The sequence below is a fragment of the Arthrobacter sp. GW822-FHT05G07 genome (assembly GCF_058799755.1).
The window spans coordinates 178490-201943 of record NZ_JBXALT010000001.1 but is presented as its reverse complement, the minus strand read 5'-3'; the positions used below and the strand labels follow the sequence as shown (position 1 = coordinate 201943).

The window sequence follows — 23454 nt, the reverse complement described above, 5'->3', positions numbered from 1 at the left end:
TCCGGCATGTCTCCTAAACGCTGTGCCTGTCCCTGCCCCACGCGCCCGGCGGTTCCTGGGCAACGGGCAGGGAAGCGAAGATGCCCCGGAGAATGCTCTGCGGGGTATCGCCCGAACTCGCAGCCTTGCGGTCCAGGATGATGCGGTGGGCCAGCACCGATTCGGCTACGTCCACTACGTCATCCGGAAGGACAAAATCGCGACCGTCCAGTGCTGCCGTGGCCTTGGCCGCACGCAGCAGCTGCAGCAAGGACCGCGGGCTGGCTCCAAGGCGAAGGCGGGCGCTGTCCCGGGTGGCCCGTCCGATGGCCACGGTGTACTCCTTAATGGCTGCGGAGACGTAGACCTGCTGGACGGTGGCGATCATGGCGGCCACATCAGCGGCCGTGACCACGGGAGTCACCTTGGTCAAGGGTGAAGACGCCTGATGAGTCTCCAGCATCTCGATCTCTGCGTCCTTGTCCGGGTAACCCATGGAGATCCTGGCCATGAAACGGTCCCGCTGTGCTTCGGGCAGCGGGTACGTGCCTTCCATTTCGATGGGATTCTGTGTAGCTACCACCATGAACGGCAAACCCAGCTGGTACGAATGCCCATCCACAGTCACCTGATGCTCTTCCATGCATTCGAGGAGCGCGGACTGGGTTTTGGCCGAAGCCCGGTTGATTTCGTCACCGATGACGATGTTCGCGAACACGGCGCCGGGCCGGAACTCGAACTGCCGGGACGACTGGTTATAGATGGACACTCCGGTCACATCGGAGGGCAGCAGGTCCGGGGTGAACTGGATGCGGGACACCGTGCAGTCCACAGTGCGGGCCAGCGTCTTCGCAAGCAGGGTCTTGCCGACGCCCGGCACATCCTCCAACAGGAGATGGCCCTGGGCCAGCAGTACGGTGAGGGCAAGCTTCGCGGCATCGGCTTTTCCGTCGATGACCTTGTTGATGGAGCCAAGGATGCGTTCGCTGGCATCGTGGAACCGTTCCGCATCCATGACGTGCGGCCTATGCCCGTTGAGCCCCGCGCCGTCACGTGGCAGGGGACTGTAATCCTCGCCCTGAACAGGAGAAGGTTCAACGGTGACTTGTCGCTTGGACTCCATGGATTGCCCTTCAGCCGTGGCCTCGGCAGCAGCTGTCTTCGCTGAGCGCTGCTGGTGTTGGCCGCTTGTCCGTTCCAGACTACCCAGACTTTGGCCCGCGCTAACATACTGCTCCGGAATTTATGTTCCGCTGGGAATTTACCGTGTAGTCGTCCTGCGCCGCCCAAGGAGGACCGCGGTCCGATTAAGGTGGAAGCATGTGCAATTCCCTCGCCCCCGCACCCTACCGGGCGCCCGCCGGCGCAGCAGACGAAAAAGAGTCGCGCCGGGAGTACCCGCCAGCGCCCGAACCCCTGCCCGTACCCGTGATGGACAATCACACGCATCTGGACTTCAGGCACGGCCTGATAGAGGTCTCGGTCCGGGACGCGATGGACTCCGCGGAAGCCGTGGGTGTCCAGGGCGCTGTCCAAGTGGGGTGCGACCTCGAATCGTCACGATTCACGGTACAAGCGGTGGAAGCTGATCCCCGGCTGCTCGGAGCCGTAGCACTTCACCCCAACGATGCCCCCGAATACGCGGCCCGCGGTGAACTGGAATCGGCACTCGCTGAAATCGAGGCGCTGGCCGGACATCCGCGGATCCGGGCCATCGGCGAGACCGGGCTGGACTTCTTCCGGACCCACGGCGAGGGATTGGCCCATCAGCGGTACTCCTTCCGGCGCCACATCGACATCGCCAAACGGCTCGGGCTGACGCTCCAGATTCACGACCGCGACGCTCACGACGACGTTGTGCAGGTCCTCCGGGAGGAAGGCGCCCCGGACCGCGTGGTTTTCCACTGCTTCTCCGGAGATGAGGAACTCGCCCGGATCTGTAACCAGAACGGCTGGTACATGTCGTTCGCCGGCACCATGACCTTCAAGAACGCAGGAAATCTCCGCGCCGCCCTGGCCATTGCCGAGCCAAGCAGGATCCTGGTGGAAACCGATTCGCCGTTCCTCACGCCGCATCCCCACCGCGGAAGGCCAAATGCGAGCTATATGGTTCCCTACACGGTCCGCTCCATGGCGGACGTGACAGAAGATGACTTGTCCGAGCTATGCTCGCGATTGGCCGAAAACACCCTGAATGCCTACGGATCCTGGGCCTAGGCCGCCCTCTTTGCACACCGGCGGAGCCGACTGCGTGGATACCCGGTATGCACCTTTCTTGGCTCGTTTATAACGGATCGGTTACTGTGTTAAACAAGTAGCCGGGGTCGGGGAAGGCCTTCGGACAACTGTTCCGGATAATTTCGGGGCAATAAGTTGAATGTTTTTTGGCGGCGCAGATGCCGGCAGCAAAGGTGGGACCAGGCTTTTTGCCTGGCCCTCCGTTTTTGCGGTCGGCATTACTTTTGCGCTTTTCCCCGTGCCCGGATGGTCTGAGAGTAATGGGCGATCGTGATCAAGTTCTTCACAACGGATGGCAAGTTCAGCTTCCTCAAAGTAGGTACCCAGTTGCTGGTAGTCGCAGCGCTGGTAGTTGGTGTCGTGGCATTTGTCGGCAACAACAAGACCGTCACCCTCAATGTGGACGGCAAAGTGAGCTCCATCCAGACCTTCGGCGGCACTGTTGACCAAGTGGTCAAAGCAGCCAAGGTCGAGTTGAAGGACGCGGACCGCGTTTCGCCGGCTCTCGACGCACGGGTCGACAACGGATCCGTAGTGAACGTCAACCTGGCCAAGGCCGTGTCCATTGAACTGGACGGCGCCCGGAAGACGGTGAACACCACCGCCCCTGACGTTGCAGGACTGGTGACCGAACTCGGTGTAGCGAGCTCCTCCGAGATCTCCCAGCCCAAAGAGGCATCCTTGGAAGTGACCGGCTCCTTCGTTTCCATCTCCACGCCCAAGACCATCAGCGTGGTGGCAGACGGCAAGGACACCAGCACCACCACGACGGCGACCGACGTCGCCACCGTGCTCAAAGACACCGGAATTACCGTTGGCGCCAACGACCACATCTCCCAGCCGGGCAACGCACCCATCGTCCAGGACATGGTGATCAAGGTCTCCCGCGTGGACACCAGCAAGACCGCCGAAGCCACCGAAGAAGTTCCCTTCGAAAGCGTGAAGAGCGATAGTGCCGAGCTCTTCAAGGGCGAAGAGAAGGTGACCCAGGAAGGCGTCGCAGGATCCCTGGTCAAGACGTTCAAGCTGGTCCTCGTGGACGGCCGCGAAGCGTCGCGCACCTTGGTCTCCAGCAACGTAGCCACCCAGCCGGTAGCCGAAAAGATCAGCGTCGGTACCAAGGCCCGCCCCGTCCCGGCTCCCACCCCCCAGGCAGCAGCCGCAGCCCCCGCAGCCAGCGGCCCCACCGGCGCTCCGAACGAAGCCATGTGGGACAGGATTGCCCAGTGTGAATCGGGTGGAAACTGGTCCATCAACACCGGCAACGGCTACTACGGCGGCCTGCAGTTCTCCAGCCCCACCTGGCTTGCCAACGGTGGTGGAGCCTACGCTCCCAACGCCAGCCTTGCCACCAAAGCACAGCAGATCGAGATCGCCAACCGTCTCTACGCCAAGAACGGCCTCAGCGACTGGGGCTGCGCCCACGCGGCCTGACCCCGCACAGGCGATACGATACCTAGGTGACTGAACCGAATTCCGAACCCGCCGCCGTCGCGCCTTTGATGGGCGCCACAGATATCCGACGGCTCGCCGAGGAAATCGGTGTACGCCCCACAAAAACCCTGGGGCAGAACTTTGTGATCGACGGCAACACGATCCGCAGGATCGTGGCCGCCGCCGCCATTGGCGATGATGAAACCGTGTTGGAGGTAGGCCCGGGGCTGGGCTCCTTGACCCTGGGTTTGCTGGACGCGGCCAAAGCTGTCGTCGCTGTCGAAATCGACCCCGTGTTGGCAGAAAAGCTGCCGGAGACCGTGCGCGCCTGGCGGCCCGGGGCGGAAGAGAACTTCCACCTGGTGCTGTCCGACGCCATGAAGGTCACCGAACTGCCTCTGCCTCCCACAGCGTTGGTGGCCAACCTGCCCTACAACGTGGCTGTTCCGGTGGTGCTTCACCTCCTGCAGCACTTTCCAAGCCTCCAGCATGGCCTGGTCATGGTGCAGGATGAGGTTGCCGATCGCCTAGCCGCAACACCTGGTTCCAAGATCTACGGAGTCCCGTCGGTCAAGGCGGCCTGGTACGGGCACATGCGCAAAGCCGGTGTCATTGGCATGAACGTGTTCTGGCCTGCTCCGAAAATCCATTCCGGCCTGGTTGCCTTCACCCGGCACGACCCCCCGGAAACGCATGCAACCCGTGAGCAGGTCTTCGCCGTCATTGATGCAGCCTTCGCGCAACGGCGGAAAACACTTCGTGCCGCACTTGCCGGTTGGGCCGGGAGCGCCTCGGAAGCTGAGCGGTGCCTCGTGGCCGCCGGCGTTGACCCTACGGCGCGCGGCGAGGTCCTGGACATCAATGCCTATGTCAAGATCGCCGAAGCCCGCCACCCAGTGGACGCATGAACCCGGGTAACCGCAAGCCAAGCAGCCTCCCGTTCGTGGGGGAGCGCTTCCATGCCCGCACAGTCCGCGTCAAAGCCCCGGGCAAGGTCAACGTCTCCCTGAGCGTCGGGCCGTTGCGGCCCGATGGATACCACTCGGTAGCCAGCGTGTACCTCGCCGTTTCCCTGTACGAGGAAGTGGCGGCCACCAGCACAGAGGCGCCAGGAATCACTGTCAGCATCAGCCCGGACAGCACACTGGACCTGGACGGCGTGGACATCCCCCTGGACGAGCGCAATCTGGCGTACAAGGCTGCAGCCATCATGGCTGAAATGTCAGAGAAGCCAACCGGCGTGCACCTGGAAATCACCAAGCGTGTGCCCGTGGCCGGTGGCATGGGCGGCGGTTCTGCCGATGCCGCAGCCACCCTGTTGGCCTGCGATGCACTCTGGAATAGTGGTCTTTCACGCGAGGAACTCGCGCACCTGGCCGCCGAGTTGGGCGCAGACGTGCCGTTCTCGCTCCTGGGAGGCACCGCCGTCGGGCTTGGCGTGGGAGACAAACTCTCGCCGGCCCTGGCCAAGGCCCAAATGGATTGGGTGCTGGTTTTTGCCGACTACGGGTTGTCCACACCTGACGTGTTCCGCACGCTTGACGGACTTCGGGATTCGGAAGGCGTCGAGATTCCAGAGCCCGTTGACGTGGATCCCACCATCCTCCAGGCCCTGCGTAAGGGTGACCCTGAGACCCTCAGCCGCGTGCTGATCAACGATCTCCAGCGGGCATCCATCACACTCGCGCCCCAACTTCGCGACACCATAGGACTGGGTGAAGCGCGAGGCGCCCTTGCCGGCATGGTCTCAGGCTCGGGACCAACCATCGCACTCCTGGCCCGGGATTCCGTCTCAGCCAGCGTTCTTGCCGAAGAGCTGACTCACCGTGGACACAATGCCCTGGCCGTTCACGGTCCCGTGCCCGGCGCCCGGATCATCTCCGATACCCTCCTTTAGTAACTCCGCATTCCAGCAGTAGAAAGTAGTACCCATTGGCCCACCTGCTTGGCGGCGAAAACCTCACCGTTTCGTTCGCGACCCGCACTGTCCTCGACGGCGTCACCCTCGGCTTGGAAGATGGCGACCGCATCGGCATGGTGGGGCGCAACGGGGATGGTAAATCGACGCTCATGCGTCTGCTCGCCTTGCGCTCGACGCCGGATTCCGGTCGCGTCACCAAGCGCGGGGACGTCAACGTCGGCTACCTGGACCAGGGCGACGTGCTCGACGGCGACCTGACAGTAGGCGCTGCGATCGTCGGCGACCGCGCGGACCACGAATGGGCGGCCAACGCCAAGATCCGCGAAGTCATGGGCGGACTGGTAGGCGACGTCGACTGGCACGCCAACGTCCACGCGCTGTCCGGTGGACAGAAACGCCGCGTAGCACTTGCCAAGCTCCTCATCGAAGACCACGACGTCATCATGCTGGACGAACCCACCAACCACCTCGACGTCGAAGGCGTCGCCTGGCTGGCCCGGCACCTCAAGACACGCTGGCGCGCCAACCAGGGCGCGTTCCTGGTGGTCACCCACGACCGCTGGTTCCTCGACGAAGTCTGCAACTACACCTGGGAAGTCCACGACGCCATGGTGGACATGTTCGACGGCGGGTACGCCGCGTACGTTTTGGCGCGCGCCGAGCGCGACCGCATGGCCGCCGTCGTCGAAGGTAAACGTCAGCAGCTCGTCAAAAAGGAACTAGCGTGGCTTCGGCGTGGTGCGCCGGCCCGAACTGCCAAGCCCAAGTTCCGGATCGAAGCTGCCAACGACCTCATTGCCGACGTACCCGATCCCCGCGACTCCGTGGCCCTCAGCAAAATGGCCACCGCGCGCCTGGGCAAGGACGTTCTGGACCTCGAAAACGTGACGCTGGACTTCGAGGGCGGCGAAACCGGGCAGAAGCTGTTCGACAACATCACCCTGCGACTGGCGCCGGGCGAAAGACTTGGCCTGGTGGGCGTCAACGGAGCCGGGAAGTCCACGCTCCTCAAGCTGCTGAACGGTGAAATCCAGCCGAGCTCCGGCAAGGTCAAGCGGGGCAAGACCGTGGTCACCGCCGTGCTCACCCAAGACGTCAAAGAGCTGGACGAAGTATCGGACCTGCGCGTCATCGAGGTCATCGAACGGGAAAAGCGGTCCTTCAGCGTGGGCGGCAAGGAATTCACCGCGGGCCAGCTCGTGGAACAACTCGGTTTCACCAAAGAAAAGCAGTGGACCCCCGTCAGCGACCTCTCCGGCGGTGAGCGGCGGCGACTCCAGCTCCTGCGCCTGCTTGTGGGGGAGCCCAACGTCCTCATGCTCGACGAACCCACCAACGACCTCGACACCGACACCCTTGCCGCCGTCGAAGACGTCCTGGACGGCTGGCCCGGAACGCTGGTGGTCGTCAGCCACGACCGCTACCTCCTGGAACGCGTCACCGACAACCAGATGGCTCTCCTGGGAGACGGCAAACTCCGCGGCCTGCCCGGCGGCGTGGACCAGTACCTCGAACTGCGCGAAGCTGCACTGGCCTCGGGCGCCGTTGGGGGCGGCTCCGGCGCTCCGACCGCCGCCACCGGCTCCGCCGCTCCATCCGGTGCCAGCGAAGCCGAAAAGCGCGAAGCCCGCAAGGACCTTAACAGGATCGACCGCCAACTGGGCAAGATCTCCCAGCAGGAAGAAAAGCTCCACACCCAGATGGCCGCCAAATCCGAATCCGGCGACTTCGATGCCTTGGGGGAGCTCAACGCCAAGCTGCAGGAGTTGCTCGAGGAGAAAGAGGGCCTGGAGCTGGAATGGCTGGAGGCCGCCGAAGTCCTCGGCGAATAGGGGTGCTGCGGCCCGACAGTGCCGCTTCGCCGTCGCTTAGCGGTGGTCAGCGCCGTTTCGGCGTCGCTTAGACCCGGCGCATAGGGGCACCTGCGGTCGCGGGGCGACCTGCGTTTCCCGATGCGCCGCGATGCGCTCCTACGCGAAACGCCACTGACGATTACCAACCCTCTCTCACATCCCTCGGGTTTGGGGTGGATCCTCTCTCACATCCCTCGGGTTTGGGGTGGATCCTCTCTCACATCCCGTCGGTTGACGACGCCGGCTCGTAGCCTATGAGCCAGCGTAATCCGTGACGATCGACGACTTGGCCGTCTGATGCACCCCAGGGCTTCGGCTCCAGCGGGTCCAGAATCCGGCCGCCCATGGCGAGCTTGTCGAACCACTGGTGGAGGACTGCCGGTTCGGCTGCTCCCAGCAGAGAGAGCATGGCCCCTTCGATCTTGACGGACTCCTCGCCAGCCGCTGCGTCAGATCCGCTTAGGGAGACGACTCCGCTGAGGACTCCATGGGCGACCGCGTCCGGCGGCCCGTCGGTGCGTCCAAAGTCCTGGTACGAATGCAGGGAAAGTTCGCCTCCGAAGACCTCGGCGTAAAAGCCAAGAGCATCTCGTGCTGTGCCGGGAAAGCTGATGTATAGCTGGGGCGCTGTCATGAGCAAAGCTTACAAAAGCACCGGGGCAGGGGGATGTGAGAGAGGGTGGGGCTCAAGGGCGGGGGATGTGAGAGAGGGTGGGGCTCAAGGGCGGGGGATGTGAGAGAGGGTGGGGCTCAAGGGCGGGGGATGTGAGAGAGGGTTGTGGCAGGCATCCGGCAGCGTGCGTCAAAGCGACGAAGGAGCAGCACGCAGAGGATGGCAGCCCCAACGCGGATGGCAGCCCCAACGCGGATGGCAGCCCAACGCGGATGGCAGCCCCAACGCGGATGGCGGCCCCAACGCGGGAATAGACCTAGTCCTCGCTGCGGAGCTCGGGCTCTTTTTGCAGCCCGGTGAGGCCGTTCCAAGCCAGGTTCACCAAGTGCGCGGCAACGGCCCGCTTGTCCGGTGTGCGGCTGTCGAGCCACCACTGGCCCGTCATCGCCACCATACCGACGAGCATCTGCGCATACATCGCTCCGTCTGCCGCGCTGAATCCACGGCGCGCGAATTCGTCGGAGAGAAGATGTTCCACCCGGGCGGTGACGTGGGAGAGCAGTGTGGAGAAGGCGCCCTCGGGCTGTGAGGGCGGGGCGTCACGCATGAGGATGCGGAAGCCGTCGGTGCGGTCTTCGATGTAGCCAAGGAGTGCCAGGGCAGCGCGTTCAACCAGTACCCGGGGCTTGGCTTCGGTGCTGAGGGCCTCGGTGATGGAATCCAGGAGGATCCGGAATTCGGTCTCCACCACCTGGCGGTACAGGCCTTCCTTGGAGCCGAAGTGTTCGTAGATTACGGGCTTGGAGACTCCGGCGGAGGCGGCGATTTCCTCGATGGTGGTGCCATCCAGTCCACGTGCCGCAAAGAGGGCGCGTCCGATGCCGATGAGCTGTGATTTGCGCTGCTGCCCGGTCATCCGTACACGCGCTGCCGGACCGCTGGCGGCGTGTTCTGCGGGCTCGGATGCGGCTGCCGGCCGGGGGAGTTCAGTGCGGTTGCTCACGTGACCATCATGCCCTAAATGCCTTCTGGAAGGGGTGCTGGGCGGGTCCTCCGGGGGCGGAACAGTGGGTCGTGGAGCGGGCGCAGGGCGGTCAAGTCGCGAAGCACGCATGGGTCATGGCAAACTAGATTCTTGTGTGTGCATCCCGGTGATCCGGGAAACCCTCCGGGCCGCAAGATCCGGGGGATGAATCATGCACGGTCCGCTCTGGTGTAATGGCAGCACCCCGGCCTTTGGAGCCGTGGAGTATAGGTTCGAATCCTATGGGCGGAACGGTCGGAAAATGCGCTCCTTCTCTGTACCTGTAGCGGCTCTCACGGTGCCTGGGTCCATTGTTGGATGGCAGCAATCCGAAGCCGGGTTACCCGGGACATACCGAGCAAGGAGAGCCAGTACGTGAGCCCCGAAACCATCGGTCCCGCAGCGGTGATCGTTTTGGCCGCAGGTGCCGGAACGCGCATGAAGTCGCGGACTCCCAAGATCCTTCACGAAATAGGCGGCCGCTCCATGGTGGGCCACGCTCTTCTCGCCGCGCGTGCCATTAATCCCCTGAAGCTGGCCCTGGTTGTCCGCCACGAGCGGGACCGCGTGGCTGAGCACGTCACGGCCTCGGATCCGGAAGCCCTCATTGTTGACCAGGACGACGTTCCAGGCACCGGCCGGGCAGTGGAAGTTGCCCTCAAGGCGCTCGACGCCGAAGCGGAGCTGACCGGCACCGTGGTGGTCACTTACGGCGACGTTCCCCTCCTGACCGGTGAATTGCTCGGAGAGCTTGTGGCAACGCACGAGGCCGAGGGCAACGCCGTCACGGTCCTCACAGCAGTCCTGGACGACGCAACCGGTTACGGCCGGATCCTGCGCGCCGAAAACGGGACAGTCACCGGCATTCGCGAGCACAAGGATGCCAGCGAAGCCGAGCGCACCATCCGCGAGGTCAACTCCGGCATCTACGCTTTCGACGCCGCCGTGCTGCGGACCGCCCTGGAGAAGGTCACCACGGACAACGCTCAGGGTGAGATGTACCTGACCGATGTCCTCGGCTTGGCGCGCGACGCAGGCGGCCGTGTTGCCGCCGTCGTCACTGAAGACCGTTGGCAGGTTGAGGGTGCCAACGACCGCATCCAGCTGTCCGCCCTTGCTGCCGAACACAACCGCCGCATCATCGAGTCCTGGATGCGTGCAGGCGTAACCGTGGTGGATCCCGCCACCACCTGGATCGATTCCACCGTCACACTGGACGAAGACGTCCGCTTGTTGCCCAACACCCAACTGCACGGTTCAACCACGGTGGCGCGGGACGCCGTCGTGGGTCCTGATACAACCCTGACCGACGTCAACGTTGGCGAGGGCGCCAAGGTGATCCGTACGCACGGCTCCGGTTCCACGATCGGTGCCAAGGCAAGCGTTGGACCGTTCACTTACCTCCGCCCGGGCACGGTCCTGGGCGAGACCGGCAAGATCGGCGCGTTCTATGAAACCAAGAACGTGACAATCGGCCGCGGCTCCAAGCTTTCCCACCTGGGCTACGCCGGTGACGCTGAGATCGGCGAAGACACCAACATCGGTTGCGGCAACATCACCGCCAATTATGACGGCGAGAAGAAGCACCGTACGGTGATCGGCTCGGGCGTCCGCACGGGTTCGAACACAGTCTTCGTAGCACCCGTAACAGTTGGCGACGGCGCGTACAGCGGCGCCGGGGCGGTCATTCGCAAGGATGTTCCCGCGGGAGCCCTGGCCCTCAGCCTGGCCGCACAGCGGAACGCCGAGGGCTGGGTAGCCGCCAACCGGCCGGGCACCGCCTCCGCGAAGCTGGCCGAAGCCGCGCAAGAACTGGCATCCACATCTTCACAATTCCCGGCAACCATAGAAGAAGGCAAACAGGCATGAGCGAAATTACCGCACACGGCGAGAAGAAACTGATTCTCGCCGCCGGAAGGGCGCATCCGGAGCTGGCGCAGGAAATCGCCAAGGAGCTGGAGACTGAGCTCCTGCCCATCGACGCCTACGACTTCGCAAACGGGGAAATCTACGTTCGTTCGGCCGAGAGCGTGCGAGGCACCGATGCCTTCGTCATCCAGGCCCACCCGGCTCCGCTGAACAACTGGCTCATGGAGCAGTTGATCATGATCGATTCCCTCAAGCGCGCCTCCGCCAAGAGGATCACGGTTGTCTCGCCGTTCTACCCGTACTCCCGCCAGGACAAGAAGGGCCGCGGCCGCGAGCCCATCTCCGCCCGCTTGGTTGCCGACCTGTACAAGACTGCCGGCGCAGACCGCATCATGTCTGTTGACCTGCACACCTCGCAGATCCAGGGCTTCTTCGACGGTCCCGTGGACCACCTGATGGCCATCCCGTTGCTGGCCGACTACATCCGCACCAAGGTGGAAGCCGACAACATCACCGTTGTTTCGCCCGACACCGGCCGCGTCCGCGTTGCCGAGCAGTGGGCTGAGCGCCTGGGCGGCGCCCCGCTCGCGTTCGTTCACAAGAGCCGCGATCTCACCGTCCCCAACCAGGCCGTCTCCAAGACCGTGGTTGGTCAGGTTGAAGGACGCACCTGCGTCCTCATCGACGACATGATCGACACCGGTGGAACCATCTCCGGTGCCGTCCAGGTCCTGAAAAACGCCGGCGCCAAGGATGTCATTATTGCTTGCACGCACGCGGTCTTCTCCGATCCCGCCGCACAGCGCCTCGCTGATTCCGGTGCCCGCGAAGTTGTGGTCACCAACACGCTGCCCATCCCGGCAGAGAAGCGTTTCCCGTCGCTGACGGTGTTGTCGATCGCACCGTTGATTGCGCGCGCGATTCGCGAAGTGTTCGACGACGGTTCGGTCACCAGCCTGTTCGACGGCAAAGCATAACGCCGGGCTGCTGAGTTTGAGCGGGCCATTCGCCACCTTCGGGTGCGCGGGTGGCCCGTTTTCATTGCCCGTTTTCAGAAAGAGCGCACACCGCTGCTAAACTCTTGGGGATACCTTGGCGAGGGAGAGCACATCCGGTTCGCATTTTGTGAACCAGGGTTGCGGGTCTCCGTTATCGACTGGGTCTGCATCTCCTTCAACACAGGCGGAACGGCTGCTCGGCGGCCGATCTCGGCCGGGCGTAGAAGGTCTCCAGACCTCCGCCCTTGCTGATAGACCAGCCCGGACTTTCCGGGTGCCACAGTAATCAAGGAGTACATATGTCTGAGCAGAAGCTCACCGCAGAACTGCGCACCGAATTCGGCAAGGGTTTCGCCCGCCGTGCACGCATGGCCGGCCAGATCCCGGCTGTCATCTACGGTCACGGCGCAGAGCCGATCCACATCAACCTGCCGGGCCGCGCCACCACGCTGGCAGTGCGCGTTTCCAACGCCCTCCTCGCAATCGACGTCGACGGCGAGCAGCACCTGACGCTCGTCAAGGACATCCAGCGCGATCCGGTAAAGCAGATCATCGAGCACGTTGACCTCCAGACCGTGAAGGCCGGCGAGAAGGTTACCGTCGACATCGCCATCCACGTTTCCGGTGAAGTTGCTCCGGGTGCTGTCGCCAGCCTCGAAGCCACCACGGTTTCCCTCGAAGCCGAGGCAACCCACGTTCCCACCGCCGTTGAGGTCACCATCGATGGCCTCAAGGCCGGCGAGAGCATCCACGCTTCGGACCTGGTCCTGCCGAAGGGTTCCACCCTGCTCACCGAAGGCGACACCCTGGTGGTCCGCATCGCTGAAGCCGCTGGTGCAGAAGAAGAAGAGAGCACCGAAGCTGCAGCCGAGTAGTCTTCTGACTGCTTGAGGCTTATGCCGTTGAGTGGCCGGGCACCCTTGGGGTCCCGGCCACTTTCTTCTTTGCCCCCAACAATCCCTGCTGATTAACCGAACGCTCCCTAGGATGAGACCATGACTGACACTTGGCTGATTGTCGGCCTCGGCAACCCCGGCAGTGAGTACAGCAACAATCGGCACAATGTTGGCCAGATGGTGCTGGATGAGCTGGCTTCCCGCATGGGCGGGAAGTTCAAGGTCCACAAGGCGCGCGCCCAGGTGGTGGAGGGCCGGCTCGGCATCGGGGGTCCCCGCGTGGTGCTGGCCAAACCCATGACGTACATGAATGTCTCCGGTGGACCGGTGGCCGGGCTGTGCAACTTCTTCGATATAGCGCCGGACCATGTCATAGCTGTCCACGATGAGATCGACATTCCTTTTAACACAGTCAAGCTAAAAATGGGTGGCGGTGAGGGCGGGCATAACGGCCTGCGGGACATCTCCAAAGCACTTGCCACCAAGGATTACCTGCGCGTCCGCGTAGGGGTGGGTCGGCCGCCAGGCCGGATGGAGACAGCCGACTATGTCCTCCGGGACTTCGCCACTGCGGAGAAGAAGGAACTGCCGTTCCTCCTGGACGAAGCGGCCGACGCCGTGGAGTTGCTCATGGACCAGGGCCTGCTCGCCGCGCAACAGAAACATCACCCTGCCAAAGCTTGAGCAAATCTTGAGGAAAGCCTGATCAAAGCCTGACGGTCCCAAGGACCTTAAGGCCTACACACAGTGGGCGCCCGACGGTAGTGTGCAAGTTACGCAAGTAAGCGGTGGGGGACTGTCGCGGATGTGTAGCTAAGGATGCAGATGTCGGCGGAGTTGCTAAACAGGAGCGGGGGAGGCGTAGCAAGGGCTGCGGCTCCCGATCTTGTGGGCGGCCCAACGGACCGTCAAACATGGTCTCTGTTGGCCCGGAGCCACGATTTGTCCAAGGCGGGTAAACATCTCGAATCTCCCGATTCCTACGGAGTGGTCCTCACCGGGGAGCGAGGAATCGGCAAGTCAGGCCTGGCAAGGGCGGTGGTGTCATCCCTCGGCCCCAAAGTCCATAGCCTTCAATTGCGTAATACCGTAGCCAGCGGTCAAACCCCTTACGGTTGCCTTGGTTTCCTTCTGGCCCGCTTGCCGTCCGGTGCCGTGGGTTCGCCCACCGGTATCCTGCACGCGGTCACCAACCTGATCAGGTCGGAAGCCGCTGGCCGGGACACTGTCTTCATCGTGGACAACGCCGGGGGTATGGACCCCATGAGCACAGGCGTGCTGCTGAACCTCATGGCTACCGGCACCGCGAAGGTCATCGCCACCGTCCAACGCGCCAGCGACCTCCCGGCGGATTTCCATCGGCTGGTCCTTGAAGGTGCGCTGGGCGAGGTGCATCTGAATACCCTCACTGAGGAACAAACCAAGCAAGTCCTGGGCTCGGTCCTTGGCCATTATGTTTCTTCAACATTGGTGGGTTCACTGCACTCCGCCGTAGGTGGAAACCCCATGCTCCTGCACGCGCTTCTTGAAGAGCAGCGGCACACGGGCAACTTGGTCCTCAACGACTCCGTCTGGACACTCCGTGACCGGATCAAACTGGAGGGCGCCACGGTAGTGGAGGACTTTGTCCGCTCCAGACTGGCGCGCGAAGCGCAGGCCAACAGGACCGTCGTCGAAATCCTTGCCTGCGCGCAGCGCGCAACACTGTTGGATCTTGCAGCCATCTTCGGTACCGAAGTTCTGGTGGAGATGGAAGAGTCGGCACTGCTGACCATTGAAAAAGGTGGCGACCACTGGGTCTCGCTCCGGGACCCGTACGTAGGGGAAGTAGTCCGTGGGTGGCTGAGCACCCGCCGCATGCGCGAGCTGCGGTTGATGCTCCATGGTCCCAAAGAGCCGGAACTTCAAGCCTTGGCACCGCAGGACCTCTTGAGCTATGCGGCGTGGATGCATGCCTGTGAGGACGAGCCCGCGCCGTCGCCGGCGCATGCACTTGCGGCAGGGCGGGCCGCGTTGGATGACTACGACCCCAACTTCGCTATTCAGTGCACCCTTTCATTGGACCCGAAGGACAGCGAATGGGTGCCAGGGCAGCGCCTGAAAGCTGCGGCCTACCTCATGCTGGACCTGCCGTTGCACGCGGCCCAGGCATTGGACGAGGTGTCCGAGTCTCACATCGAGGCTCTGGAGCCGTTGGAGTTCGCTGAGGTCATCGCAGCAAAATGCCAGGCAATGACGTGGATTGACGGTCGTTCCGGAATGGTGCCGGGAGTGATCGCCGCCGGTCTGGAGACGCTCGAGGCCAAAGCCGCGGACCATCCCGCACACGCCATGGCCCGGGCGCGAAACCGGCTCCGGCTTTGCGGCTACGAGTACAAAACCTATATGGGCGAGTACGCGGAAATGATTGACGCCTTGGAAGAGGAGCATGCCAAGGCCCCGTCGGATGACCGCGAACACTGGCTTAAGTCCTCCTTCTTCCTCATTGAGGCCCGCTGCATGTTGGGCAGGGAGTTGGAGGCGCAACAACTCGCGCGGACCGTTTCGCGGCACTTGGGGGACACGGACCGCTCTTCGCAGTTGGAGGAATCCTTTGCCAGGCATGCATACTTGGTCCTCCTGTTGTCCGGGCAGTGGCGGAAGTGCATCGAACTCATGCGCCGAACCCCCTCCGGGTCGTCACGCCTTCAGTACCGGGGTGCGCTCACCGAACTCGGCGTGGGGCTCGCGTTCGCCTATGCGGGCAAGCCCGCCAGCGCAATCGAACCCTTGCGTTCGGCCGTGGCCCAACTGGAGCTCCGCCCGAGCATGAACATGAACAAGGTGGCCTACGCAGCCACCGCTTTTGCCTACGCTCAACTGGGCAACTCCGTGGAGGCCGGCCGATACCTGGACCTCTACAGAACCTGCAGGGGAGTGGGAACGTGCTTCTCCGAATCCGTTGCTGAGTTTTGTGCGGAGATGGCCGGGCGGTGGATGGGTGACCCGGATGTGAAACAGCGGCTTCTGGCCCGGGTACGCAGCCACCTTGACCAGCAGCGCTTCACCACGGCCGGCATCTACCTTTTTGGCGCCACTGTGCAGGGAACGGACGAGGAATACCGGTTGTTGGAAGACATTGCCGCCCGTCGGCAGGGCCCATTGGCCAAGATCTCCGGCGACCTTGCGCGCGGCGCCCTGACCAAGAGCTCCCGATCCCTTTTGGCGGCCGCTGATGCCGCAGCATCCCTCGACTTGCTGGTGGTTGAAGCCCGGTGCGTGGCCATGGCACTTGATTACGCCAGGGAAGCCGGCGAAACAACAGCAGCCCGAACGGCGCAGCTCAGGCTTGAACGGCTGGAGCATTCCGTCCCTGCGTTACCCATCCAGCCACGCAGCGACGCGCCGGTACTGACCGAACGGGAACGCCAAATTGCTAAACTCGCCGGAAAGGGTGTCAGCAACCGTGAAATCGCGATGGATATTGGGGTGTCTGTGCGAACTGTAGAAGGTCATCTGTATCAAGTGTTCACCAAGCTCGGCGTATCGTCTCGGGGCGAGCTCAATGGGCTGCTATGAGGCAAGGCAAGGAACTTCCGTAGACCTGGCGTGGGTTGCCCATGCAGGCTGAGCACCTTGTAGGCCGGGACGCTGAACTGGAACTGGCCACGGAGATTCTGAGGCAGGAAGGCGCCGGGGCCGTACTTCTGGTTGCGGATCCCGGCATCGGTAAAACTGCTCTGGCCGCCGAAATCGCCGCCCGGCTGGCCGGGGAAATGGTGGTGATGCGCGTTCATGGCAGCCCCGCATTGTCCGCCGTTCCCTACGGCGTGCTGGCCCCGTATCTGCTGGACCTTCCGCTGGAGCAAGCAACATCGCCGGTAGCGATCCTCCGCGAGTTCTGGTCCCAGTTCGAGAAGCGGCGTGGAGGCGAAGGCGCGCGCCTGCTGTTGATCGTGGACGACGCCCACAACCTCGACGAAGGCAGCACGCAGATCCTGGCCGAGCTGGTCACTGCCGGATGGGCGCGGCTCGTAGCAACCAGCAGGCCCAGGCCCGGCCTGCCCGCGGCCTTGCTGCAACTCTGGTACGACGGACTCGCAGAGCGGCTGGAGCTGCATCCGCTGGATAAAGAAACCGTCACCGAGCTTGCGGAAAAGACCCTCGGCGGAACGGTCATGTCCAGCGCCGCCGAAGTCCTGCATTCAGTGTCCGAAGGCAACCCACTGCTGCTGCACTGCCTCCTTGAAGACTCGAAGGCTGATGGAAACCTGGTCCGCCGGAACGGAGTGTGGCTGCTCACGCGTGCACTCTCCGGCAGCGGGGAAAGCTTGGCCGAGGTAGTCCGGAACAGGGTTCTCAGGACCAGCGAAGCTGAACGGGAGGCGATGTATGTCATTGCCTTATCCGAGCCCGTCCCTGCCGCCGTGCTGGACACGCAGGTAGGCAGGGACACCGTACGGGCATTGATGGACAGCCGGCTTGTCCTCTCCGCCAACGGACCCGGCGGGCCCCTGAAAATGTGGCACCCCATGTACAGCGAGGCACTACGCAAGATCGTTTCACCGGCCCGCAGCCTCCAGATCCGCCAGCGCATGGTGCAGCAATTGCCCCCGGAGCCGTCCACGGCGGAGGGACTGCTCCGGATGGTGAGCTGGGCGCTGGACTGTGGTGCCGACGTCGATGATGAACGGCTGCTGCAGGCCGCATTCCTTGCCGCCAAACTGCTCCAGAACCCGTTGGCAATGGCGGCTGCGGGCAAGGTTCGCTCGGAGGCGCTGCGCCCGCGGGCACGCGCAGTCATGGCCTTGGTCAACTACAACGACGGCGACTACCGCGCTGCCGTGCGGCTGCTGGAGGAGGGTTCCGGGTTCCTGGACGCTGATCCTTTGGGGCCAGTGGGGGCGGGTCTCTTGTGGGCGGCTGCCAGATTTGCCCTGGGGGATTCGTCCGCCGACATCGCAGCTGCTGCCCGGACAGCCGCAACTGCCTTGATCCACGGTCAGCCTGCCAGCGACCCCGCTGTCCAACTGATCAGCAGGCATGCCCATGCCATTGGGCTGCGCGCATTGGCCCACGAGGGCAGCTTCGAAGATCTCCGAAAGGGCCTGGAGCGGTTTGCCGAAGCGCTCGGATCGGAGGGGCCCGATCTTGCCATGGACCGGATTTTCCTGCTTGCAATGCAGTGTGAGCTCCTGACCGTGGAGGGCCAGGCGGTGCAGGCGTTGGAAGCCGGCCGTGAAGCCTTGCTGGTGCTTGAAGAGCACCACAAGGACCTCCTGTACTTCAGCGACTTCGTTCTGCTGCGTTACACCTTGGCCGCTTTGGAAGCCGGAGATTGGGAAGCTGCTGAGTCTGCTCTCGACCGCCACGCCGCCGGTTCGGCCATGGGACTCATCTACTTTGGCGCAGGCATTGAAGTGCTCAAAGGCATGTCAATGCTGCGCCAAGGCCGTCTGGAGAAGGCCGCCGAGCTGCTGACGCCCGCCGTCGAAGCGCTACGGGTCAAAGATCCACTGCAACTGAGAAACCTCGGAAACGCCTTGGCGTTCTACGCCGCAGCAAAGTCCGGCAACGCAGTGCTTGCCCAACGGTTGGCGAGCGAGCGGGGGGAAGCTGCCGCCGGTGGTGCCTACGTGGAGGCCCTCGCGGAGCTGTTCAGGCTTGCTGGCGAGGAACTCGTCACCAAGGGCACAGGACTGCAGTCACTGCGTCGTCTACCGGAATCAGAAGACCTGCATCGGCTGCCAGGCATATTGATGCAGAACCTGGTCCTCAGGGCCGAGCTGGGGGACGTGCAGGCCATGGAGTCCATCCAGGAAACAGCGTCATCGATGGCCGGAGGCTGGGCAGGGGGCTGGCAGTCGCTCGCAGCGGCACAGTTGGGCGGCGAGGGCCAGGGATTCGTGAATGCGGGCAACCTCCTGGCAGCATCAGGAATGCCCGGACCGGCCGCGGTAGCGTTCGACAAAGCCGCTGTGACGTTTGATGCCGAAGGCAAACGCCCGGAGGCGCGGCAGGCAGCGGTTCTGCGCGATGTCAGCGAGGCCAGCTTGGGTGACGCCCTGGTTCATGATCCGCACACCGAGACGGACCGATCCGTGCCGCTGACCCGACGTGAGCAGGACATCGTGGCCTTGGCCGTCTCCGGACTGACCGACCGCCAGATTGCCGAGAAGCTCATGGTGTCGGTCCGGACCGTGGAAGGTCATTTGTATCGGAGCTACGCCAAACTGGGCATTCGCCGCCGTGAAGATCTGGGCGCTGCCGTCCGTCACTGACGCCCGCTCCTGAGTACCTGCTAAACGAGGGCCCAGCCCACCTATCCCCGGAATGCCGCGGAATATACCCATTCATTGGAGTAATGTGCGGGTAGTCGGTGCTGAAACCAAGTAGTGCCCCGTCCGGGGACTGAGTACAAAAGAGTACCGGGGCATCAAAAGCGGCCCACTTTTCGAGTACCAACTACTGATGTACGGCATGTTGCGTCCCGGCAGTATTGATCTTGGAAGAACGGTTCAGCCCCAAGCATCACCGGGATTCCGAAAGTTGCACCACCCGCATCGGAGGTCTCTTGATCCGATGCTCCGGCCGCCGAAAGGTGGTCCGGCCCTGTACGAAGCCGGCGGCGACAGAGTCTTCTGAGACCGAGACTCTCCCCCCAGCCGCCGCCGGCTTCTAGGCCAGGGACCCCGCACATCGCGGAACCCAAAACCCCTCCCGCATCATGGGACTGCTGCTATTGGAGTGTGCATGTTGCCGGACCCCTGGCTGGACGAAGACACCGTCACAGCAGGTCTGAGGCCATCAACATTCCCGGACAGGGCGCAGCTGCTCGAACTCATCCTCTCCGCCGTTCCTTCGGCCTCCACCAGTGGCATCGTGGTGGTGGGGGAACGGGGATCCGGAAAGAGCCACCTTTTGCTCTCCATCAAAGCCGGCCTTCCCAACACCGTGGATGTCCGCACCTTCACCGGAAAGCCGGAACTCAAAGCCCTTCAGTTCGGGGCGTTGGGAGCCCTTTCCGGAGCTGAGGCGGATGAGCCGGTAGCGCCGGGCCTCCACGTTCTCCGGGCCCTTACCAGTACGCTGGGGCCAGCGGACTACCTGTACACACCACCAGTTGGACGACGGCGGAACAGGCGGCACGCTCAACCGGCACGGCCCCAGCTGGTCCTCTTGGTGGACGACATCCACTACATTGATCCGGCCTCGCTGGCGGTCCTGCTGCAACTCATCCCCGGCTTCGGCGCAACCCTGGTAGCCACGGCGGAAAGCCGCCACCCCCTCCCGCAGGACCTCTACCAGCTCTGGGAAGACGGCTTCCTGGAGCAGTACTTCCTGCCGCCCTTTACCTTCAGCGAGGCCCACGCCCTGTGCGAGTCCATCTTGGGCGGGCATGTCCAGCGACGCGCCAGCAGCCTCCTGGCCGCTATGAGCGGCTTCAACGTAGGTTTGCTGTGCCTTGCAGTGAACGATGCCCGCCGCGCAGGCTTCCTGGCGCAAGTGGATGGTTTCTGGACCATCGATGTCAGGGCACACTGCCACTGGCCCGGCATCGTTGAACACATCCGGGCGGAAAACGCTGCGCGCTCGCCGGAAGAGCGGCAGGCACTGGAACTCATCGCGCTCGCAGAGCCCGTGGCGCTTGACGTGGTGGAGCGCCACTTCGGCCAGAAGGCCATGGAGCACCTTCTCGCGAACAACGACATCAGGATGCTTCCCGGCCTGCCCCCGCTGCTCCGGACCAGTTCCTGGCTGCGAGGAGAGGGAACCCGTCTGTCCGTACCGCGGTCCCGGAGCGTGGCGCTCAGACTCGGGGTGGAAGAACCTGGGCTGACCCCGGAGACTGCGCCCACCATGCTGCGATGGATGACGTGGACCCTCGACTGCGGCCTGACGCTCTCTGACGAGCTCCTCCTGGCTGCCGCTCCCGCCGCTGACAGGCCCTCCACTGCCGAACTTGCCCGAAGGGCCGCCTCAGCGGTGACGGGGGTGGATCACGCGGACGAGGCAAGGCTGCTCAGGGCGCGGGCGCTGATCGCCGAGGGCCAACTCCGGGAAGCAGCGCCGGAACTTCGGCAGTTGGCAACCGCGGGCGGGTCTTCTGGAGTGAAAGTGGACGCCACACGCCGGCTATTGGCCCTGGGGCTGCTGGGCGCGGTACCTCTTGAAGCGGACCCAGCCGGGCCGGACCCAGCCGGGCCGGCGCCTGCCGACCGGGGCTCCGGGGAACCGACGGACCCTGCCGCACTGATCGCATGGAATGTGCGCGAAGCCGAGCGCCTGCTGCTCTCCGGGGCCGCGCCGGAAGCGCTGCTAAGGTCTTCTGCTGCGATGGAGGCCATCAGTGCCGACCAGGCCTTGGAGATCTTCATGCCGGGGACGCTGCTACGGCATGTGATGAGCCTCCGGTACAACCTCGCGTGGGGGCTGGTAGACCCGCTTTTGGACTGTCCCGCCGACTACACCATGCCGCCGCACCTTTCGGCATGCTTGGGTGTCGCCCGCGGTTACGCCCAGCTCAGCCAAGGCCTCCCGCGCGCTGCCCGCGCCACTTTGGAGCCCGCCCTTGCGGAACTGCACGACGCCGGCCTGCCGCCGGTACTCGCTCTGGCTGCGGCCCTGCTGGCCTACTCCGAGGCGCTGTGCGGGAACCCGCGTCAGGCGTTATTGAGGGTCAGGCAGAGCTTGGCCGCGCAGGAAACCGCGCAGAACAATGTGAGCTCTGTTCCCGCCGGCCTCTTGCCGCAGCTCACTGCTGTATTTGTCGCCGCCGCGCAAGACCAGGCTTCGGGTACGTCACAACAGCTGGTGGCACTGGCGGCAAGGCTCCACTCCCAGGACAGCATCTTGATGGAGACGGAGGCGTTGTCCCTCCTGACACTCAACGCGAGCAGTGCCGCCGTCGACGATCTTGAGATACAGCGCCGCCTGGGCGCCTTGGCCACGGCTGTTCACGGTCCGGCCGGGGCAGCGCTGGGGACGTTTGCCGCGGCTTTGGGGGACAACGACCCCAAGACCTTGGAGTCGGCGGGGCGGAGCCTGTCCGCAGACCGGCAGTTTGCCCATGCAGCCCTTTGCTATTCGCAGGCAGCCAGCGGCTACGAGGCAAGGACACGCGCCGCTGCGAGCCGCCGGGCCTCGGTGCTCGTCGAGCGGCTCCGGAGCGCCTTCGACAGCGGAATGGTTCCGCCGCTCGGATGGGTGCCGGGGAGGGCCGGGAGCTGACGTGCTGTACGGCACACCTGTGGGACCGCACGTCAAGGACCACCGTGGGATAATGAAGAGTCCCTGAAGGATTTCCAAGGAGCGTCCCTTGACTGCCGTATCAACTCCCGCGTCACTGCAGCGGTCCATGCATGCCATGGACAACGCGGAGGTGTTGCGGATCCGGAATGATTTCCCGGTGCTGGACCAGCTGGTCAACGGCAAACCCTTGATCTACCTCGATTCCGGCGCTACATCGCAGAACCCGCTCAGCGTGATCGAAGCTGAACAGGAATACTATGAGCAACGCAACGCCGCCGTTCACCGCGGCGCACACCACCTTGCTGTGGAAGCCACCGAAGTATTTGAGGACGCCCGTCAGACCGTGGCGGACTTTATTGGTGCGCAGTACGAGGAAACCGTCTGGACCTCCAACGCCACGGAGGGCCTCAACCTCATCAGCTACGCGCTGTCCAACGCTGCCCTGTGGGCTGCGCAAGGCCGTGGCGGTTCCGCCCTGAAGGACCTCGCGATTGGTCCGGGCGACGAGATCGTGGTCACTGAGATGGAGCACCACGCCAACCTCATCCCCTGGCAGGAACTGGCCTTCCGGACAGGGGCCACTCTGAAGTACATCCCCGTGACGGACCAGGGGACCCTCCGCCTCGATGCAGCCGCCGACATCGTAGGGGAGCGAACCAAGCTCCTGGCCTTCACCCACGCCTCGAACGTGCTGGGCACCATCAACCCCGTAGCCGAGCTTGTAGCCATGGCCCGACGCGTGGGCGCGTTGGTGGTCCTGGACGCTTGCCAGTCCGTTCCGCACATGGCCGTAGACGTCAAGGACTTGGACGTCGACTTCGCCGTATTCTCGGGGCACAAAATGCTGGCGCCCACAGGAGTTGGCGTTCTGTACGGCAAACAGGATCTCCTGGATGTCATGCCACCATTCCTGACGGGCGGCTCCATGATCACCACGGTCACCATGGAACGGGCGGAGTACTTGCCGGCACCGCAGCGGTTCGAGGCCGGAACCCAGCGCATCTCCCAGGCCGTGGCGCTCGCAACCGCCGTGAACTACCTCACCGAGACCGGCATTGACCGTATTCACGCTTGGGAAACGGCTCTTGGCCAGCGCCTGGTCAAAGGCCTTGAAAGCATCGACGGCATTCGCGTGGTGGGCCCGGCATCCGGTGCCGAGAGGATCGGCCTGGCAGCCTTCGACGTCGCCGGTGTGCACGCGCACGACGTCGGACAATTCCTTGATGACCGCGGCATCGCCGTCCGCGTCGGTCACCATTGCGCCCAGCCGCTGCACCGCCGCCTGGGCCTGACGGCAACCACCCGGGCGAGTACCTACCTTTACAACACCACGGACGACGTCGACGCTTTCCTCGACGCAGTTTCGGGTGTCAGGGCCTACTTCCAGGCCTGACACGC

Annotated in this window: 16 protein-coding genes and 1 tRNA gene; 14 read left to right on the top strand and 3 right to left on the bottom strand. The window is 63.8% G+C overall.

Annotated features, from left to right (window positions below; genetic code table 11):
* Nucleotides 1-13 precede the first annotated feature (13 nt).
* The gene (locus AC1RJY_RS00835) at nt 14-1102 is read right to left on the bottom strand and encodes an AAA family ATPase (protein ID WP_011774063.1); all 1089 of its coding nucleotides are present in this window, start codon (nt 1100-1102) and stop codon (nt 14-16) included.
* 197 nt (nt 1103-1299) lie between these two features.
* On the opposite strand from AC1RJY_RS00835, the gene AC1RJY_RS00830 reads away from it, so the two are divergent.
* From AC1RJY_RS00830 to AC1RJY_RS00810, 5 genes are all read left to right on the top strand, one after another.
* Entirely contained in the window at nt 1300-2196 is an 897-nt protein-coding gene (locus tag AC1RJY_RS00830; RefSeq protein WP_011774064.1) for a TatD family hydrolase, read from the top strand.
* A 291-nt stretch (nt 2197-2487) separates the two neighbouring features.
* The gene (locus tag AC1RJY_RS00825) at nt 2488-3651 is read left to right on the top strand and encodes a resuscitation-promoting factor (RefSeq protein ID WP_014921133.1); all 1164 of its coding nucleotides are present in this window, start codon (nt 2488-2490) and stop codon (nt 3649-3651) included.
* A gap of 26 nt (nt 3652-3677) precedes the next feature.
* Nucleotides 3678-4559: a 16S rRNA (adenine(1518)-N(6)/adenine(1519)-N(6))-dimethyltransferase RsmA gene (gene rsmA, locus AC1RJY_RS00820; protein WP_014921134.1), complete on the top strand. Its 882-nt coding sequence runs from the start codon at nt 3678-3680 to the stop codon at nt 4557-4559.
* Nucleotides 4556-5548 carry a 4-(cytidine 5'-diphospho)-2-C-methyl-D-erythritol kinase gene (locus AC1RJY_RS00815; RefSeq protein WP_014921135.1) on the top strand — a complete coding sequence of 331 codons (993 nt, stop codon included), beginning with the start codon at nt 4556-4558 and terminating at the stop codon, nt 5546-5548. The genes rsmA and AC1RJY_RS00815 overlap by 4 nt, the downstream gene beginning before the upstream one ends.
* Before the next feature lie 35 nt (nt 5549-5583).
* Nucleotides 5584-7404, top strand: a complete 1821-nt coding sequence (locus AC1RJY_RS00810) for an ABC-F family ATP-binding cassette domain-containing protein (protein ID WP_011774068.1) — start codon at nt 5584-5586, stop codon at nt 7402-7404.
* Between the two features lie 238 nt (nt 7405-7642).
* On the opposite strand, the gene AC1RJY_RS00805 is transcribed toward AC1RJY_RS00810, so the two are convergent.
* Both AC1RJY_RS00805 and AC1RJY_RS00800 read right to left on the bottom strand, forming a co-directional pair.
* Nucleotides 7643-8059, bottom strand: a complete 417-nt coding sequence (locus AC1RJY_RS00805; RefSeq protein ID WP_043805919.1) for a VOC family protein — start codon at nt 8057-8059, stop codon at nt 7643-7645.
* Between the two features lie 295 nt (nt 8060-8354).
* Complete coding sequence (locus AC1RJY_RS00800) at nt 8355-8954, bottom strand: TetR/AcrR family transcriptional regulator (protein WP_014921137.1); 600 nt, start codon at nt 8952-8954, stop codon at nt 8355-8357.
* A 288-nt stretch (nt 8955-9242) separates the two neighbouring features.
* Here AC1RJY_RS00800 and AC1RJY_RS00795 point away from each other — a divergent pair.
* The 9 genes from AC1RJY_RS00795 (at nt 9243) to AC1RJY_RS00755 (ending at nt 23449) form a co-directional block, all read left to right on the top strand.
* A tRNA-Gln gene (locus AC1RJY_RS00795) sits at nt 9243-9314 on the top strand.
* Nucleotides 9315-9437: 123 nt separating this feature from the next.
* A complete protein-coding gene (gene glmU, locus AC1RJY_RS00790) occupies nt 9438-10931 on the top strand; it encodes a bifunctional UDP-N-acetylglucosamine diphosphorylase/glucosamine-1-phosphate N-acetyltransferase GlmU (RefSeq protein ID WP_043469936.1) in 1494 nt (497 codons plus the stop codon).
* Entirely contained in the window at nt 10928-11908 is a 981-nt protein-coding gene (locus tag AC1RJY_RS00785) for a ribose-phosphate diphosphokinase (protein ID WP_011774071.1), read from the top strand. The genes glmU and AC1RJY_RS00785 overlap by 4 nt, the downstream gene beginning before the upstream one ends.
* A gap of 320 nt (nt 11909-12228) precedes the next feature.
* Nucleotides 12229-12804 (top strand): 50S ribosomal protein L25/general stress protein Ctc, encoded by a 576-nt coding sequence (locus tag AC1RJY_RS00780; RefSeq protein ID WP_011774072.1) that lies wholly within the window; start codon nt 12229-12231, stop codon nt 12802-12804.
* A gap of 120 nt (nt 12805-12924) precedes the next feature.
* On the top strand, nt 12925-13509 hold the full coding sequence (gene pth, locus AC1RJY_RS00775) for an aminoacyl-tRNA hydrolase (protein WP_011774073.1): 585 nt from the start codon (nt 12925-12927) through the stop codon (nt 13507-13509).
* 141 nt (nt 13510-13650) lie between these two features.
* A complete protein-coding gene (locus AC1RJY_RS00770) occupies nt 13651-16383 on the top strand; it encodes a LuxR C-terminal-related transcriptional regulator (RefSeq protein WP_498600941.1) in 2733 nt (910 codons plus the stop codon).
* Between the two features lie 41 nt (nt 16384-16424).
* Entirely contained in the window at nt 16425-19085 is a 2661-nt protein-coding gene (locus AC1RJY_RS00765) for an AAA family ATPase (protein WP_498600939.1), read from the top strand.
* A gap of 472 nt (nt 19086-19557) precedes the next feature.
* Nucleotides 19558-22035: an ATP-binding protein gene (locus AC1RJY_RS00760; protein WP_498600937.1), complete on the top strand. Its 2478-nt coding sequence runs from the start codon at nt 19558-19560 to the stop codon at nt 22033-22035.
* 88 nt (nt 22036-22123) lie between these two features.
* Nucleotides 22124-23449, top strand: a complete 1326-nt coding sequence (locus AC1RJY_RS00755; RefSeq protein WP_043469941.1) for a cysteine desulfurase — start codon at nt 22124-22126, stop codon at nt 23447-23449.
* The last annotated feature ends 5 nt before the right edge of the window (nt 23450-23454 follow it).